Genomic DNA, 13,106 nt, shown 5'->3' with positions numbered 1-13,106 from the left:
GAACTCAAGCATCTTCAGGTTGTTAGGGTATATACCCATACAACCTGAAGATTCAGGCTGTATGGGTATGAAGGTTTGGTTTACGTTTCTTTCTCTTTTTGTGCTAGGTCACTACCACAAAACTTACAAAAATCAGCATCATTTTCGTGCCCTGGTTTAGAACAATTGGGGCAAAGCGTCGTTTGTCTTTGTGTCGTCATATGTTGCCCCATTTGAGCGGTGATAATGCCAGTGGGAACCGCAATGATGGAGTAACCCATCAGCATGGTTATCGAGGCCAATGCTTTGCCAATGTCTGTTTGGGGCACCAAATCGCCATATCCGACCGTCGTCATGGTCACGATGGCCCAGTAAATGCTGTAAGGAATGCTGGTAAATCCGTGCTCGGGACCTTCAATCACAAACATCAGAGAGCCAAAAATAGTCACCAGTACCATCACTGCATAAAAGAAGATGAAGATTTTCCTGCTGGACGATTTTAGAGCAGCCAATAAGACGTTTGATTCTTCCAGATAGCGCATCAATTTCAGAACCCGGAATATACGCAGTACCCGGAGCAATCGGACGGCCATCAGATAATTTGCGCCTGGGAAGAGCATGGCGATGTAGGTTGGGAGAATGGCAAGCAAATCGACGATGCCGTAAAAGCTCTTTGCATACGCCTTGGGGGCAGGGGAGCAGTATAGGCGCAGTGCATACTCCACAGTAAAGAACAGGGTGAATCCCCACTCAATAGTGAAGAACCAATCCCCATACTTGGCTTGCATCTCGCCGACAGATTCGAGCATCAATACGGCGATTGACGCCAGAATGATAATGATGAGCGTAACGTCGAAGGCCTTTCCGGCGCGAGTTTCTGTGCCGAAAATAGTGGTATATAGGGACTCCTGAACAGCATTCCTGCTCATGCCAAGCACTCTGGAAAGTATTTAGATATGAAAAGTTTAGCAGGAGATACCCGCTCGGGAGATGAGCGGGCAGTAAAACGAGGAATGTTTAGCTTAGGCCAGGGAATAAAGCACGAAGACCATTGGCGATAAATTCAATGCCAAGGGCTGCGAGAATCAAGCCCATAATACGGGTGATCACGTTGATGCCAGTCTGGCCCAGAAACTTCACGATGGTTGGTGCCAGTCGCAGTAAGCCCCAGATACCCGCAGCAAAAATACAAATACTGGCGATAAGACCAAAAGTATCAACAGAGCCTGGATAACGGCTGGCATAAACAATGGTCGAACTGATAGCACCAGGACCGGCCAGAAGTGGCATAGCCAGTGGCACAACGCCAATCTGTTCGCGGCTAACTGACTCTGATTGTTCCTGTTTATTCTGTTTATCTTCACCCAGCTTACCGCTCATCATGGTGAAGGCAATGCTAACCAGCAGCAGGCCACCCGCCACACGGAAAGAGTCCAGGGATATGCTGAAGAAATCCAGCAGCAACTGACCCGCCAATAATGAGACAACCAGAATGGCAGCCACGGCTAGACTTGCCGTATATGCAGTCTTGTTCCGTTCAACTGGATCCTGATGGGCAGTTAAAGAAACAAAGATAGGCATGATGCCCAATGGGTTCACGGCGGCAAACAAACCGATGAAAAACTGAAAAAATATTACAAGTTCGATGCTATTCATTCCCAAACACTCGAATCTGAGAAACGGAAGGATTAGTTGTGGATCGCAAAAGTGCCAATCTTGGGCGCTAGTATAACGTCGAAAGATGAAATGCCAATCCACAGCGGCAGCGTCAACGAGAAATATTTTTTCCTGGTTCGGAAGTCAGGTATTTCGGGTTCTCTGAGCAATAAGTGTACTAAATATAACGAGTATGCAAGAGCTGGAAACTTCTCTGTACGCTAGGTTGTCAACCTATACGTGTGATAGTGATCACATCTGTAAATCTAACCGGGACAACATACGAAAAAGAAGTTATACAGGTGTATGAGACACAAAACGCATGTGTTACATTCGCGTAGTTTTTTTGTGGTTTTAGGCTTTCAAAACGTCGATTATAGCGTGATTTGATTGATTATTGACCGGTTAATGAAAATCTTTGTGAAAGTTTACTACACATGATCCCGATCAATTTTCTGCTTTTGTGAAAATCTATAATCAGTTTTGAAAGTTATTTACTAAATGCTTGCCAAGGCTCACTGAGGAAGTGTGACGCTTAGGCCTCTAACTAAACGAGCATGTAGTTACTAAATAATTTTCAATCTTTAGGTATGTAGGAGACAACTATGCCTGTAACTAACGTAGCCGAACTCAACGCAATGGTTGAGCGTGTAAAGAAAGCGCAGAAAGAGTTTGCAACTTTCTCTCAAGAGCAAGTAGACAAAATCTTCCGTGCTGCGTCTTTGGCTGCTAACAACGCCCGTATTCCTCTGGCTCAACAAGCTGTTGCGGAATCTGGCATGGGTATTGTCGAAGACAAAGTCATCAAAAACCACTTCGCTTCTGAATTCATCTACAACAAATACAAAGATGAAAAAACCTGCGGCATCTTGGAAGAGAACGACGAGTTCGGTACTTTCACTATCGCTGAGCCAGTAGGTATCATCTGTGGTATCGTTCCAACTACCAACCCGACTTCTACCGCGATCTTCAAATCTCTGATTTCTCTGAAGACCCGTAACGGTATTATCTTCTCGCCACACCCACGTGCGAAAAACTCTACTAATGATGCAGCTAAACTGGTTCTGGACGCAGCAGTGGCAGCGGGCGCACCAAAAGACATCATCGGTTGGATTGACCAGCCTTCAGTAGAACTGTCTAACGCGCTGATGAAGCACGATGACATCAACCTGATCCTGGCAACGGGTGGCCCTGGCATGGTTAAAGCGGCTTACTCTTCTGGTAAACCAGCTATCGGCGTAGGTGCAGGTAACGTTCCTGTTGTTATCGACGAAACAGCTGACATCAAGCGTGCAGTTGCTTCTATCCTGATGTCTAAGACTTTCGATAACGGCGTAGTGTGTGCTTCTGAGCAGGCAGCGATTGTTGTTGACTCTGTATATGACGAAGTGAAAGAGCGTTTTGCTTCTCACAAAGGTTATGTACTGAGCAAAGATGAAGCAGACAAAGTACGTAAAGTACTGCTGATTGATGGCGCTCTGAATGCAAACATCGTTGGTCAGCCAGCTGCAGCAATCGCTGAAATGGCAGGCGTAACCGTTCCAGCTGACACCAAAGTACTGGTAGGTGAAGGTCTGGACAAAGTGTCTGTTGATGACGCATTCGCTCACGAAAAACTGTCTCCAACACTGGGTCTGTTCCGTGCAACGGATTTTGAAGACGCAGTAGCGCAAGCAGTAACCATGGTTGAAATCGGCGGTATCGGCCACACCTCTGGCCTGTACACCAACCAAGACGTCAACCAAGAGCGCATCAAATACTTCGGCGACAAGCTGAAAACCGCACGTATTCTTGTGAACATCCCAACCACTCATGGTGGTATCGGTGACCTGTACAACTTCAACGTTGCACCATCACTGACTCTGGGTTGTGGTTCTTGGGGCGGTAACTCAATCTCTGAGAACGTTGGTCCTAAGCACCTTATCAACAAGAAAACTGTAGCGAAGCGAGCTGAAAACATGCTGTGGCACAAACTACCGAAATCTATCTACTTCCGTCGTGGCAGCTTGCCAATCGCACTGGGTGATCTGGAAGGTAAGAAACGCGCAATGGTTGTAACTGACCGCTTCCTGTTCAACAACGGTTACTCAGACGAAGTTGTTGCCCTGCTGAAAGCGCAAGGCATGGAAGTTCAGACGTTCTTCGAAGTAGAAGCTGACCCAACGCTGACTGTAGTAGAAAAAGGTGCTGCAGCAATGCAAAGCTTCCAGCCAGACGTGATTATCGCACTGGGCGGTGGTTCACCAATGGATGCTGCGAAAATCATGTGGGTAATGTACGAGCACCCAGAAACGCATTTCGAAGAACTGGCAATGCGCTTTATGGACATCCGTAAGCGTATCTACAAGTTCCCTAAAATGGGTAAGAAAGCGGAACTGGTATGTATCACTACCACTTCAGGTACAGGTTCAGAAGTCACGCCATTCGCGGTTGTAACTGACGACAAGACTGGTGCGAAATACCCACTGGCTGACTACGAGTTGACGCCTCAAATGGCTATCGTAGATGCGAACCTGGTGATGAACATGCCTAAGTCGCTGACTGCATTCGGTGGTTACGACGCAGTGACTCACGCACTGGAAGCATACGTATCTGTTCTGGCGAACGAGTACTCTGACGGTCAAGCTCTGCAAGCGCTTAAGATGCTGAAAGAATACCTGCCTTCTAGCTACGCGAATGGTGCAAACGACCCAATCGCTCGTGAGAAAGTGCACAACGCAGCAACTATCGCTGGTATCGCGTTTGCGAACGCCTTCCTGGGTGTATGTCACTCAATGGCGCACAAAATCGGTGCTGAGTTCCACCTGCCACACGGCTTGGCGAACGCACTGCTGATTTCTAACGTTGTTCGTTACAACGCAAACGACAACCCAACTAAGCAAACTGCGTTCTCTCAGTACGACCGTCCACAAGCACGTCGTCGTTACGCAGAAGTGGCTGACCACCTGGGTCTGACCCAAGCGGGCGATCGCACTGCTCAGAAGATCCAACGTCTTCTGGCATGGTTGGACGAACTGAAAGGCAACCTAGATATCCCAATGTCTATTCAGGAAGCGGGTGTGAAGGAAGCTGACTTCCTGGCGAAGATTGACGAGCTGGCAGTTGAAGCGTTCGATGACCAATGTACTGGTGCGAACCCACGCTACCCTCTGATCACTGAGCTGAAAGAAGTTCTGCTGGCATCTTACTACGGTAAAGCATTCGTAGAAGGTGAGACTTTCGAAGGCACTACGGTTATCAAGAAGAGCGAAGACCGTAACGCTGCAGCGGCTAAACCAGCTGCGAAAGCAAAGAAAGAAGCTGCTAAAGCATAATTTCTGAATCAGAAATAAAGAGAAAGCCCGCGTAAGCGGGCTTTTTTATTGGCAGTGGCAATACCCTTTTGAGGTGACAACTCCCTGACGATGGGACCTATCCAATCGCCATGTATGCAGTCAATTCAAATTAACAGGGCATAGAAGCGGCTACGGCAAACTTCACCAGCCGTTTAACTCGCTGCTTCTAAGATACGGCCGGTGAAACTGTCGTTTTCGACGATGTAAGCGGCACCATCAATCATGTCGTAGTTCACTGCGGGGTGGTAGTGAACGTTACCTTCATCACTTTGGCGTAGCCTTGGCAATACGCCGCCTACTCGAATGTTCGCGTGTTCCAGTTCTTGTGCCCAGCTTCTGGTCAAGCCTTTAATCACAGCGTTAGAGCTGTCAAACGTTGGGGCACTGTTGCCGGAAGAAAGGACGCCGGGGATATTCACTATCACGCCCTTGCGGCCTTTGTTAAGCATATTAAAAGCTGCGCCGCGTCCAAACAGGTACAGGTTAGAGGCAACGTCAGCAATGGTATCTTTTACTACATCGTTGGCAGCTTCCTGACTGGCGAGCAAATTTGGCAGAGATCCGCCTTGCCAGTAGTTGATAAGTACATCCACAGCTCCCATCTCACGATTGACCTCTTCAAACAGGTAGGAAATGTTTTCCACACTGCGATTAGCAAGGAAGAATGAGAAACACACACCACCTACATTCACACAAGAATCGTAAGTAGCCTGAAGTTGGCTTGCATCAGTATCCACGAGAGCAACGCGGGCGTTTAGCCTGCAAAAATGTTCAGCCATAGCGCGACCTGTTGGAGTCCCAGCAGCTGTAATCACAATGACGGATTTAGCGATATCCATTGTCTTACCTTTCTATTATGTTTCCGACACACTTCATTGTTATACGACGATGACTAACAACTTATACCCAGCTTTTTAAGAGGCGGATAACAATCTTGGACCATGATTGACGAAAGTGGTGTGAATTTGTTCAAAAAAGGTTGTGCAAACTGTGTGCAAAATGATTTTTTTAGTAAGTGATCACAGTTTGATTTTTTCGAATGGAAGAAGTTGAATTGGTGTGATGAGTATGGTATCGGAACGTTCTAGTGGTAATAAAATCAATAGATTACGCTTGAATATGCATTTCATTGAAGCGCTTTGCGGTCACCAATTGATTATATAAATTTACCGGATCCAGTGCGGCAGTCTTGCCATTTTCGCTATCTAATTGTCTTCGTTGATGTCCTGACAAATTATGATAAACATCTTCCCCTAAATTGTGTGTTCCAATAGCAGGAAAATGTAATGCTGAAGGGCTCACACAGTCATTCAGCTTTGCACTGACCAAACCCGCTTTGTGAAAGGCATCAGCCTGAGAGCCGCAGAGTTCATAGTCTCTTTCTTCAGCAACCAGACGGGTAGGTTCAGGAAGATCAAACGCTTTGCGAAGCTGCGTTTCTGTCACCTTTTCTGGATAAGGGGGATTGAGTGGTGTGGTTTCGGTAGCGTCTCCAGAAAGCAACGCTAACATCAATGCGAAATCCGAACGACGGCCCTGACACACAGCATGGTTGAGGTTTCCCCCGAGCTGTATATCTGAAATGAGTTGGGCTTTGTCGAGCGCGTGAATTTGCATGTGAACCTGACTTTGACTTCTTACCCCCTATGTATCGGTATTGCGACGTAATACTTTAATAAAAAAAGGGAAAAATCTTTCCGTTCAACATGTGTCTATCCCTTGAGCTGCTGGAACTTAGCTTTCACTAGCAAAAAGAAATGACCATTTGCCCGAATCAATACATTTTGCACTTTGCTATCCCAGGAAAAACCCTTTCGATTACCTATAGAATCCAGCAAGACCCGGTTTAATTGCGCTCACATTTAAACCTCATTAAAACAGAGGCTTGCAGGGGTTCTTGAGTGTTCTTCATATCTTTTTATGCCTATTTAACCCTCCTGATTAGCTTTCATTACAACGAATCACAACCGTTTATTGGTCTTCTCCTTCCTCCACCGACAAGATGGATTTGTGTTTGCAACGGACGATATCCGCATTAGCCAGCGGGTATTAAAAAGCAGTGACGTCGGCAGGGATTTGCCTTTGAAAACGAATAACCAATAAAGGTAACCATCATGAAAAAGACATTCATTTCTTCCGCTATCCTCATCAGCATGTTTGGTATTGCACCACAGGCATTCGCTACAGAGGCAGGTGTTCAACAAGCCACTGGCGAAGGTTTTTATATCGGTGCCGGTACGGGTATGGGCCTGATTGAAGAATCAGAATTGCCGTCAGGTTCTGAACATGATGCGCATGCACTCAAACTGGAAGGGGGTTACGACTTTGGTAACCATTTCAGTGTGTATGGTGGCTATGGCTACATGAATGACTTTGGTCTGAATGATGGCGCAAATGCGGATCTTCACATCGCAGAAATGGGTGTAAAAGGTGACCTGAACGTGACTGAGAATTTGTCTATGTTCGGTAAAGTGGGTGGTGCTTACATTTTTGCTGATAACACAGATGGCGATGTATTCAAAAAAGAAAACGCGGTCGTAGCAGCGGGTGTCGGTCTTGAATATCAACTGACCCACGCAGTAAGCACCCAAGTTGGTTACGACATTTATGCTGACATTGAAAAAGCCAATGGTGGTAAGACAGATCTTCACCAAGTCTACTGGGGCATGAGCTACAAGTTTGGCCAGCCAGAAACACCAATGGTGGTGACAGAGGAAGTGGTAAAAACCGTAGAAGTGGTAGAAGAAGTCCCTTCACGCGCTCACTACGTGCTTCCTTTCCAGGTGGGCAGCTCTGATATCAACGAATACGGTGCGTTTAACCTGAATGAAGTCGCGCATGCCATGCTGGCGAACCCTCACTTGCAAGCTGAGCTGATTGGTCGTACCGATACCAGTGGTTCTGATGCGACAAACCAGCGTGTTTCTGCTGCCCGTGCCGATGCGGTTGCAGACTACTTGGTGAGCAAAGGTGTGGAATCTGACCGTATTGTTGTTCTGTCAGTGGCAGACCAATCACCAATTTCTCAATCAGATGCATTGCTGGAGCGCTCGGTAGAGATCACTTTGCTGTAAACATCATTGGTATAAAGGCATGTCCGGAGCGACATGCCTTTTTTCGTATTATCCAGCCATTCTGCTTTTGTATCGAAATTGGACAGCCTTAGGTTTGTCCCATCAGCTAATTTTGTTGCCATATCATTGAGTAAACCGGGAAGCGCGTGAGTAACGAATCTAACTCAGAGCAGGTGTCTGCCTACTACCGCATTGGGGATACCTTCCTCTTAGACACCCGACTCCATACCCTGACCAATGAAGACACAGGTGAAGTGACTGAGTTATCGCTCAATGAATCACTCTTGCTTCAACTCTTGATCAAAGAGAAAGGGGAGATAGTGTCGCGCCAGCAAATTCTGGCGGATGTTTGGGAACCACGCGGACTGGTGGTGGATGAAAGCAGCGTGAACCAAAGCATTTCACTTTTACGCAAAGCATTTAATGACACCGCGAAAGATCAGATGGTGATCAAAACCATTCCCAAAATGGGCTATCTGCTGGTCTTGGAAGCGAACCCGAGCGAACTGGCAACGCCCTCTGAACCCGAAGTAGAGAAAAGTCAGCGTGTGCCAATGGGGTTGATTCCTTATCTGATTGCCGTTTTGCTGGCGTTTGTCGCAGCTTGGGTGACTGTCGAAAAGCCCCAAGCTTCAAAAATGGAAACCATTGAATCTTCCTCTCTCTCCATTCCCATTTATAAACTGGCGGGAAACCAAATCAATTCCAAACTGGTACCAGTCATCGAAAGGTGTGTGAATGTGATTGTGGATCAGGAGAACCTGCCTGTTTCCCAAGTGTTGGTTGCTGCGAATCATGCCGATTCCATCTCCTTGCTCATTTTCCATGAGCAGTCTCTCGGTCATGCTTTCCGCATTGGTCTGAATTCTTCGCTGTCGTTGGAGGAAAACCAATGCAAGCTGTGAAGAAGTGGCTGTCTTACTTCATCGTTTTCCTGATTTCCTTTTTTGGTTTTTCAGCTGTGATTGAATCTGTTTTTGGCACCAAGCGCGCACTGACCAGAGACAAATGGGTTTTTGAATCACATTACTTCCTTAACAACGATGGTGAGCGGGTGGTGCTGGAAGGGGTGAAAGGCAACATCGACGCAAACTGGTCGGGAAATGTGGTGTTTAACAGTGACAACACCTATTCAGCAAGTTTCCAATTTGCCTACACCGCGGTGAAAGACGGTAACAGTGAAACCTATTATTTGTTGAACAACGGCGAGTGGTTGATTGATGGTGACAGATTGATTCTGAAAACGACCTTTATGGATGAATGGGAGCCGGTAAAAAACAGCACATTCGAAGCCTATGGCTTAGAGATCGTGAAGAATGTTATCCATCAGACCTTCAACCAAAGCCAGGATATTCACTGGCTGGATGACAACACCTTCATGCTGAACAGCATCAATAATGCTCCTGTGCTTCTCAGTCGTCTTACGCAACCCTAGCTGGTTTAAAATCAAAAGCCCGCGATACGAACATATAGCGGGCTTTTCGGCGTGAATTGGCTTTACGCGTTCAGTGCTTGTTCCAAGTCTGCAATGATGTCATCGATATGTTCGATACCGACGGAAAGGCGGATCATTTCCGGCGAAACGCCAGCTTGCGCTTGCTCTTCCACGCTCAATTGGCGGTGAGTGGTTGAAGCAGGGTGACATGCCAGAGATTTCGCATCACCAATGTTCACCAAACGCTTGAACAGACCCAGCGCATCGTAGAAACGAACACCTGCCTCGTAGCCATCTTTCAGGCCGAAAGACAGAATTGCCGAAGGTTTGCCATCCATGTATTTCTGCGCCAGTGCATGGTGCTCAGATTCTGGCAGACCGGCATAGCTGACCCAACTCACTTTCTCGTGGCCTTTCAGATATTCCGCGACTTTCAGCGCATTCTCCACGTGACGCTCCATGCGAAGCGGCAGGGTTTCCAAACCTTGCATCAGCATAAAGGCATTCATAGGAGACAGAGCGGCACCTGTGTTGCGCAGCGGTACGGTGCGTGCGCGGCCAATAAAGGCAGCTTCACCAAACGCCTCGGTATAGACCACACCGTGATAGGAAGGCTCTGGCTGGTTAAGCACCGGGAAACGTTCTTTGTGTTGTGCCCAAGGGAATTTGCCGGAATCAACAATCACACCACCGAGAGTGGTTCCGTGACCGCCAATGTATTTGGTCAGAGAGTGCACCACGATATCTGCGCCGTGTTCGATTGGCTTACAAAGCACTGGCGTTGCCACTGTGTTATCTACGATAACCGGTACGCCTTTCGCGTGAGCCAGTTCTGCCACTCGGCCAAGATCGACAATGTTACCCGCTGGGTTACCGATACTTTCACAGTACACCGCTTTGGTGTTGTCATCGATGAGTTCAGCCAGTGATTCAGGGCTGTCGTCTTTAGCGAATTTCACTTCAATGCCTTGCTTCGGCAACATGTGCGCGAAAAGGGTGTAAGTACCGCCGTAGAGTTGTGGCGTTGAAACAATATTGTCGCCAGCTTCCGCCAGCGTCAGGATCGCATAGTTAATCGCCGCACTACCTGCACTCACAACCAGTGATGCCAAACCGCCTTCCAACGCAGCCATACGCTGTTCCAGTACGTCATTGGTTGGGTTCATGATACGGGTGTAAATATTTCCCGGGACTTCAAGGTTGAACAGATCCGCGCCGTGTTGCGCGCTGTCAAATTCATAGGCGACGGTTTGGTAGATCGGCGTTGCCACCGACTTTGTGGTTGGGTCCGTCTGATAGCCAGCGTGGATCGAGAGAGTTTCGTCTTTCATACTTCGTCCTTGTGCGTGATTTAGCCGAAAAGATTCACTATGGCATAAAGCCAGCTCCGTTTACTTGTACGTGTTCAAGATTTTCTTGATTTATAAATGACAAAACTGTCAATAAGGGCGGTGAGTGGATTCGAGTCACTTCTCGAATAAATGAATTCGAATGGGAGTTTGCATCCGGTTTCTTTTAAAATCGCCTAAATCGATCAAAAAGTAATCAAGGGGGCGGTTTGAATAGAATTTCAACACGTTGGCTGTACCATTTGGTTATTTGGGCGATCCTCGCCACATTAATGGTGTTTGTCGACACCATTGCCATCAAAGAAGATGCTGGGATCTATGAGGAAATCATAGGGTTAGGCATTGGCCTGTCCGTGGCATTTGAGTGTTTTCGCTATAAAAGCATGCGCATGGCTACCTGGCTGTGGATTGGTTGGCTGGTATACGGCTTGGGCAATCTCTTTGATGTGCTTGATGAAGTGGTCAGTAGTGAAAAGTTCAAGGTGCTTTATCTTGATACCAGCCTAACCATTATGGGCATGGTGTTGATTTCTTATGGCTTTCTAAAACAGACCGTCGCCGGCGAAAAAATGATTGCGCAGCTCAATGGTGAAGCGGCAGCGAATAAATCACTGCGGGCCAAGCTGTACAAAGATGCCCGCTTGGATGAGCTTACGCAGTTAGGTAACCGTCGTGCCTGCTTTGAGCGGTTCTCCAAACTTGGGTTGATCACTCATCGCCTTTACTACTTTGACCTCGATAAATTCAAACAGTGTAACGATACCCACGGCCATAAAATCGGCGATAAAGTACTGAAAATCTTTGGTCAAAACTTGTCATCGACGTTTGGGTCGCAGGCCGCGTTTCGTGTTGGCGGGGATGAGTTTGTGGCATTCAGCAAAAATGAGCATGACCTGGGTGCGTTGTCTGCTTCACTTTGCACTGGCATTACTGATTATGGTGTTGATGTCAGCATCGGATTTGTAAATGTGAAAGCCGATGCCAATATCGACGAACTGCTCAATCGAGCAGACGGAGAAATGTATAAAGCTAAGTTTCGCCGTCAATCCCGCGCCTGATTGGGCGCAATGGCTTTAAGGTGGATCCTCGCTCTTCGCATGTAAATGCGATAGATGAAGGCCAGCGTGACGCATACCATGGCGGGAAGCACGAAAGCTTTTTCTTGAAGAATAGGAAACAGCATCGCACTGAGTGTTCCGCCCAGCACAAAACCGACGGTAATCACCACAAACAGCACCAGCTTCCGGCGGTTAACTGGCTGTCCTCTTAACCTTGCCCCAAACATCAAACCCAAGTCAGTAATAATGCCCGTGATGTGTGTGGTGCGAACAATGGCACCGCTGTAGCTGGTGACCAAACCATTTTGAATGCCACAGGCTGCTGCCGCGAGATACAAGCCATAAACGGCATTATGGCTCATCGGATAGATGGCACCCAACAGCAGAGCCGCTTCAACAATGAGCAGAAAGTCGTAGCGGCGGCCGAGTGAAAGGGTGCCATCTTTCAAGATAAAGCCAGATAATAGCGCGCCACCGAAAAATCCCGCCAGAATGCTGAGCAAATGCACCAGCTTTACAGGATGACTGTTGATGATATCCGTACCGATCAATGTCGCCGTTCCCGACAAATGCGAGATGGCTTGATGCTCAAAACCGAGCAAACCAATGCCATTGACATAGCCGGCTGTCAGCGCAAGAACAAAAGCGCCGTACTCAACCCATTTGGGCAGTTTGGATATCACGCGAGAACCTTTATTGAAATGGATGTGCAATGTGGGCGAGAAGCCCACAGAAAGCAGGGATTTTACCTCATTCAAACCGCGTGCATGCGGCTTAGATCAAACACACATGCACATTTTTCTTTGGGCGGAGGGTTTCAGTTAAGCGGGGTGATGGTGATATCACCATAAATGACGCATTGGCATGCAAGTCGACGCTTGTCGCCATCCATATCGAGATCATGAAGAAGATCTTGCTCTTCCTCAGTGCGGGGGGCGAGATTGTTCATGCCGGACTCGACATCAATCAAGCAGGTGCCGCAAGCCGCAGAGCGACAGCCAAAAGGCACTTCACTTTCACCTGTATCTTCCAAGTCAATCAGCGAGCTGCCGCTAGAAAGCTCCACACTGTTTCCGGTTTTGCCGAACGTAACTTTAGGCATAGTCAGTCTCCGAAACGCCGTCATTTCACATCAGTTTGTTGGTTCTAAGGTCAACAGACCCTAGGGGCTGTTGAACTTTGGTGGTTGAATTTTGTTCTAGCTATAAGCGTTTTAGGCG

12 protein-coding genes are annotated in these 13,106 nt (G+C 47.5%); 5 read left to right on the top strand and 7 right to left on the bottom strand.

What is annotated here, in order from left to right; translation table 11 throughout:
• Nucleotides 1-80 precede the first annotated feature (80 nt).
• Together RN22_RS22515 and RN22_RS22510 are read right to left on the bottom strand one after the other, a co-directional pair.
• Nucleotides 81-908, bottom strand: coding sequence for an ion transporter (locus tag RN22_RS22515; RefSeq protein ID WP_046307950.1), 828 nt, complete (start codon nucleotides 906-908; stop codon nucleotides 81-83).
• 88 nt (nucleotides 909-996) lie between these two features.
• Entirely contained in the window at nucleotides 997-1,635 is a 639-nt protein-coding gene (locus RN22_RS22510; RefSeq protein ID WP_002542673.1) for a YchE family NAAT transporter, read from the bottom strand.
• Between the two features lie 605 nt (nucleotides 1,636-2,240).
• Here RN22_RS22510 and adhE point away from each other — a divergent pair.
• Nucleotides 2,241-4,949 (top strand): bifunctional acetaldehyde-CoA/alcohol dehydrogenase, encoded by a 2,709-nt coding sequence (adhE, locus tag RN22_RS22505; protein WP_046307947.1) that lies wholly within the window; start codon nucleotides 2,241-2,243, stop codon nucleotides 4,947-4,949.
• A 173-nt stretch (nucleotides 4,950-5,122) separates the two neighbouring features.
• Here the strand turns inward: adhE and RN22_RS22500 are convergent, their stop codons facing one another.
• Together RN22_RS22500 and RN22_RS22495 are read right to left on the bottom strand one after the other, a co-directional pair.
• Entirely contained in the window at nucleotides 5,123-5,809 is a 687-nt protein-coding gene (locus RN22_RS22500) for an SDR family NAD(P)-dependent oxidoreductase (protein WP_002542671.1), read from the bottom strand.
• Between the two features lie 268 nt (nucleotides 5,810-6,077).
• A complete protein-coding gene (locus RN22_RS22495; protein WP_046307946.1) occupies nucleotides 6,078-6,587 on the bottom strand; it encodes a VC2046/SO_2500 family protein in 510 nt (169 codons plus the stop codon).
• Nucleotides 6,588-7,084: 497 nt separating this feature from the next.
• Here RN22_RS22495 and RN22_RS22490 point away from each other — a divergent pair, with 497 nt between their 5' ends.
• From RN22_RS22490 to RN22_RS22480, 3 genes are all read left to right on the top strand, one after another.
• Entirely contained in the window at nucleotides 7,085-8,044 is a 960-nt protein-coding gene (locus tag RN22_RS22490; RefSeq protein ID WP_046307944.1) for an OmpA family protein, read from the top strand.
• Between the two features lie 146 nt (nucleotides 8,045-8,190).
• A complete protein-coding gene (locus tag RN22_RS24560) occupies nucleotides 8,191-8,949 on the top strand; it encodes a winged helix-turn-helix domain-containing protein (RefSeq protein ID WP_052737584.1) in 759 nt (252 codons plus the stop codon).
• A complete protein-coding gene (locus RN22_RS22480) occupies nucleotides 8,937-9,479 on the top strand; it encodes a regulatory protein ToxS (RefSeq protein ID WP_046307942.1) in 543 nt (180 codons plus the stop codon). Before RN22_RS24560 ends, RN22_RS22480 begins: the two co-directional genes overlap by 13 nt.
• Before the next feature lie 62 nt (nucleotides 9,480-9,541).
• Here the strand turns inward: RN22_RS22480 and RN22_RS22475 are convergent, their stop codons facing one another.
• Nucleotides 9,542-10,810, bottom strand: a complete 1,269-nt coding sequence (locus RN22_RS22475) for an O-acetylhomoserine aminocarboxypropyltransferase/cysteine synthase family protein (RefSeq protein ID WP_046307941.1) — start codon at nucleotides 10,808-10,810, stop codon at nucleotides 9,542-9,544.
• A 227-nt stretch (nucleotides 10,811-11,037) separates the two neighbouring features.
• Here RN22_RS22475 and RN22_RS22470 point away from each other — a divergent pair, with 227 nt between their 5' ends.
• The gene (locus tag RN22_RS22470) at nucleotides 11,038-11,886 is read left to right on the top strand and encodes a diguanylate cyclase (protein WP_046307939.1); all 849 of its coding nucleotides are present in this window, start codon (nucleotides 11,038-11,040) and stop codon (nucleotides 11,884-11,886) included.
• Here the strand turns inward: RN22_RS22470 and RN22_RS22465 are convergent.
• Both RN22_RS22465 and RN22_RS22460 read right to left on the bottom strand, forming a co-directional pair.
• The gene (locus RN22_RS22465; protein WP_046307951.1) at nucleotides 11,871-12,569 is read right to left on the bottom strand and encodes a YoaK family protein; all 699 of its coding nucleotides are present in this window, start codon (nucleotides 12,567-12,569) and stop codon (nucleotides 11,871-11,873) included. The two genes, RN22_RS22470 and RN22_RS22465, sit on opposite strands and share 16 nt — an antisense overlap.
• Before the next feature lie 134 nt (nucleotides 12,570-12,703).
• Nucleotides 12,704-12,988 carry a 2Fe-2S iron-sulfur cluster-binding protein gene (locus RN22_RS22460; RefSeq protein WP_002542658.1) on the bottom strand — a complete coding sequence of 95 codons (285 nt, stop codon included), beginning with the start codon at nucleotides 12,986-12,988 and terminating at the stop codon, nucleotides 12,704-12,706.
• Between the last annotated feature and the right edge of the window lie 118 nt (nucleotides 12,989-13,106).

It is taken from the genome of Grimontia sp. AD028, from assembly GCF_000973155.1.
GTDB classification, from domain to species: Bacteria; Pseudomonadota; Gammaproteobacteria; order Enterobacterales; family Vibrionaceae; genus Enterovibrio; species Enterovibrio indicus.
The sequence above is the reverse complement of the archived record's forward strand: the minus strand, read 5'-3'. Positions and strand labels throughout refer to the sequence as shown.

Excerpts from the sequence above, each read along its gene's own strand:
- adhE (WP_046307947.1), top strand. The coding sequence starts at position 2,241 with ATGCCTGTAACTAACGTAGCCGAACTCAACGCAATGGTTGAGCGTGTA.
- RN22_RS22495 (WP_046307946.1), bottom strand. The coding sequence starts at position 6,587 with ATGCAAATTCACGCGCTCGACAAAGCCCAACTCATTTCAGATATACAG.
- RN22_RS22510 (WP_002542673.1), bottom strand. The coding sequence starts at position 1,635 with ATGAATAGCATCGAACTTGTAATATTTTTTCAGTTTTTCATCGGTTTG.
- RN22_RS22475 (WP_046307941.1), bottom strand. The coding sequence starts at position 10,810 with ATGAAAGACGAAACTCTCTCGATCCACGCTGGCTATCAGACGGACCCA.
- RN22_RS22515 (WP_046307950.1), bottom strand. The coding sequence starts at position 908 with ATGAGCAGGAATGCTGTTCAGGAGTCCCTATATACCACTATTTTCGGC.
- RN22_RS22460 (WP_002542658.1), bottom strand. The coding sequence starts at position 12,988 with ATGCCTAAAGTTACGTTCGGCAAAACCGGAAACAGTGTGGAGCTTTCT.
- RN22_RS22490 (WP_046307944.1), top strand. The coding sequence starts at position 7,085 with ATGAAAAAGACATTCATTTCTTCCGCTATCCTCATCAGCATGTTTGGT.
- RN22_RS22500 (WP_002542671.1), bottom strand. The coding sequence starts at position 5,809 with ATGGATATCGCTAAATCCGTCATTGTGATTACAGCTGCTGGGACTCCA.
- RN22_RS22480 (WP_046307942.1), top strand. The coding sequence starts at position 8,937 with ATGCAAGCTGTGAAGAAGTGGCTGTCTTACTTCATCGTTTTCCTGATT.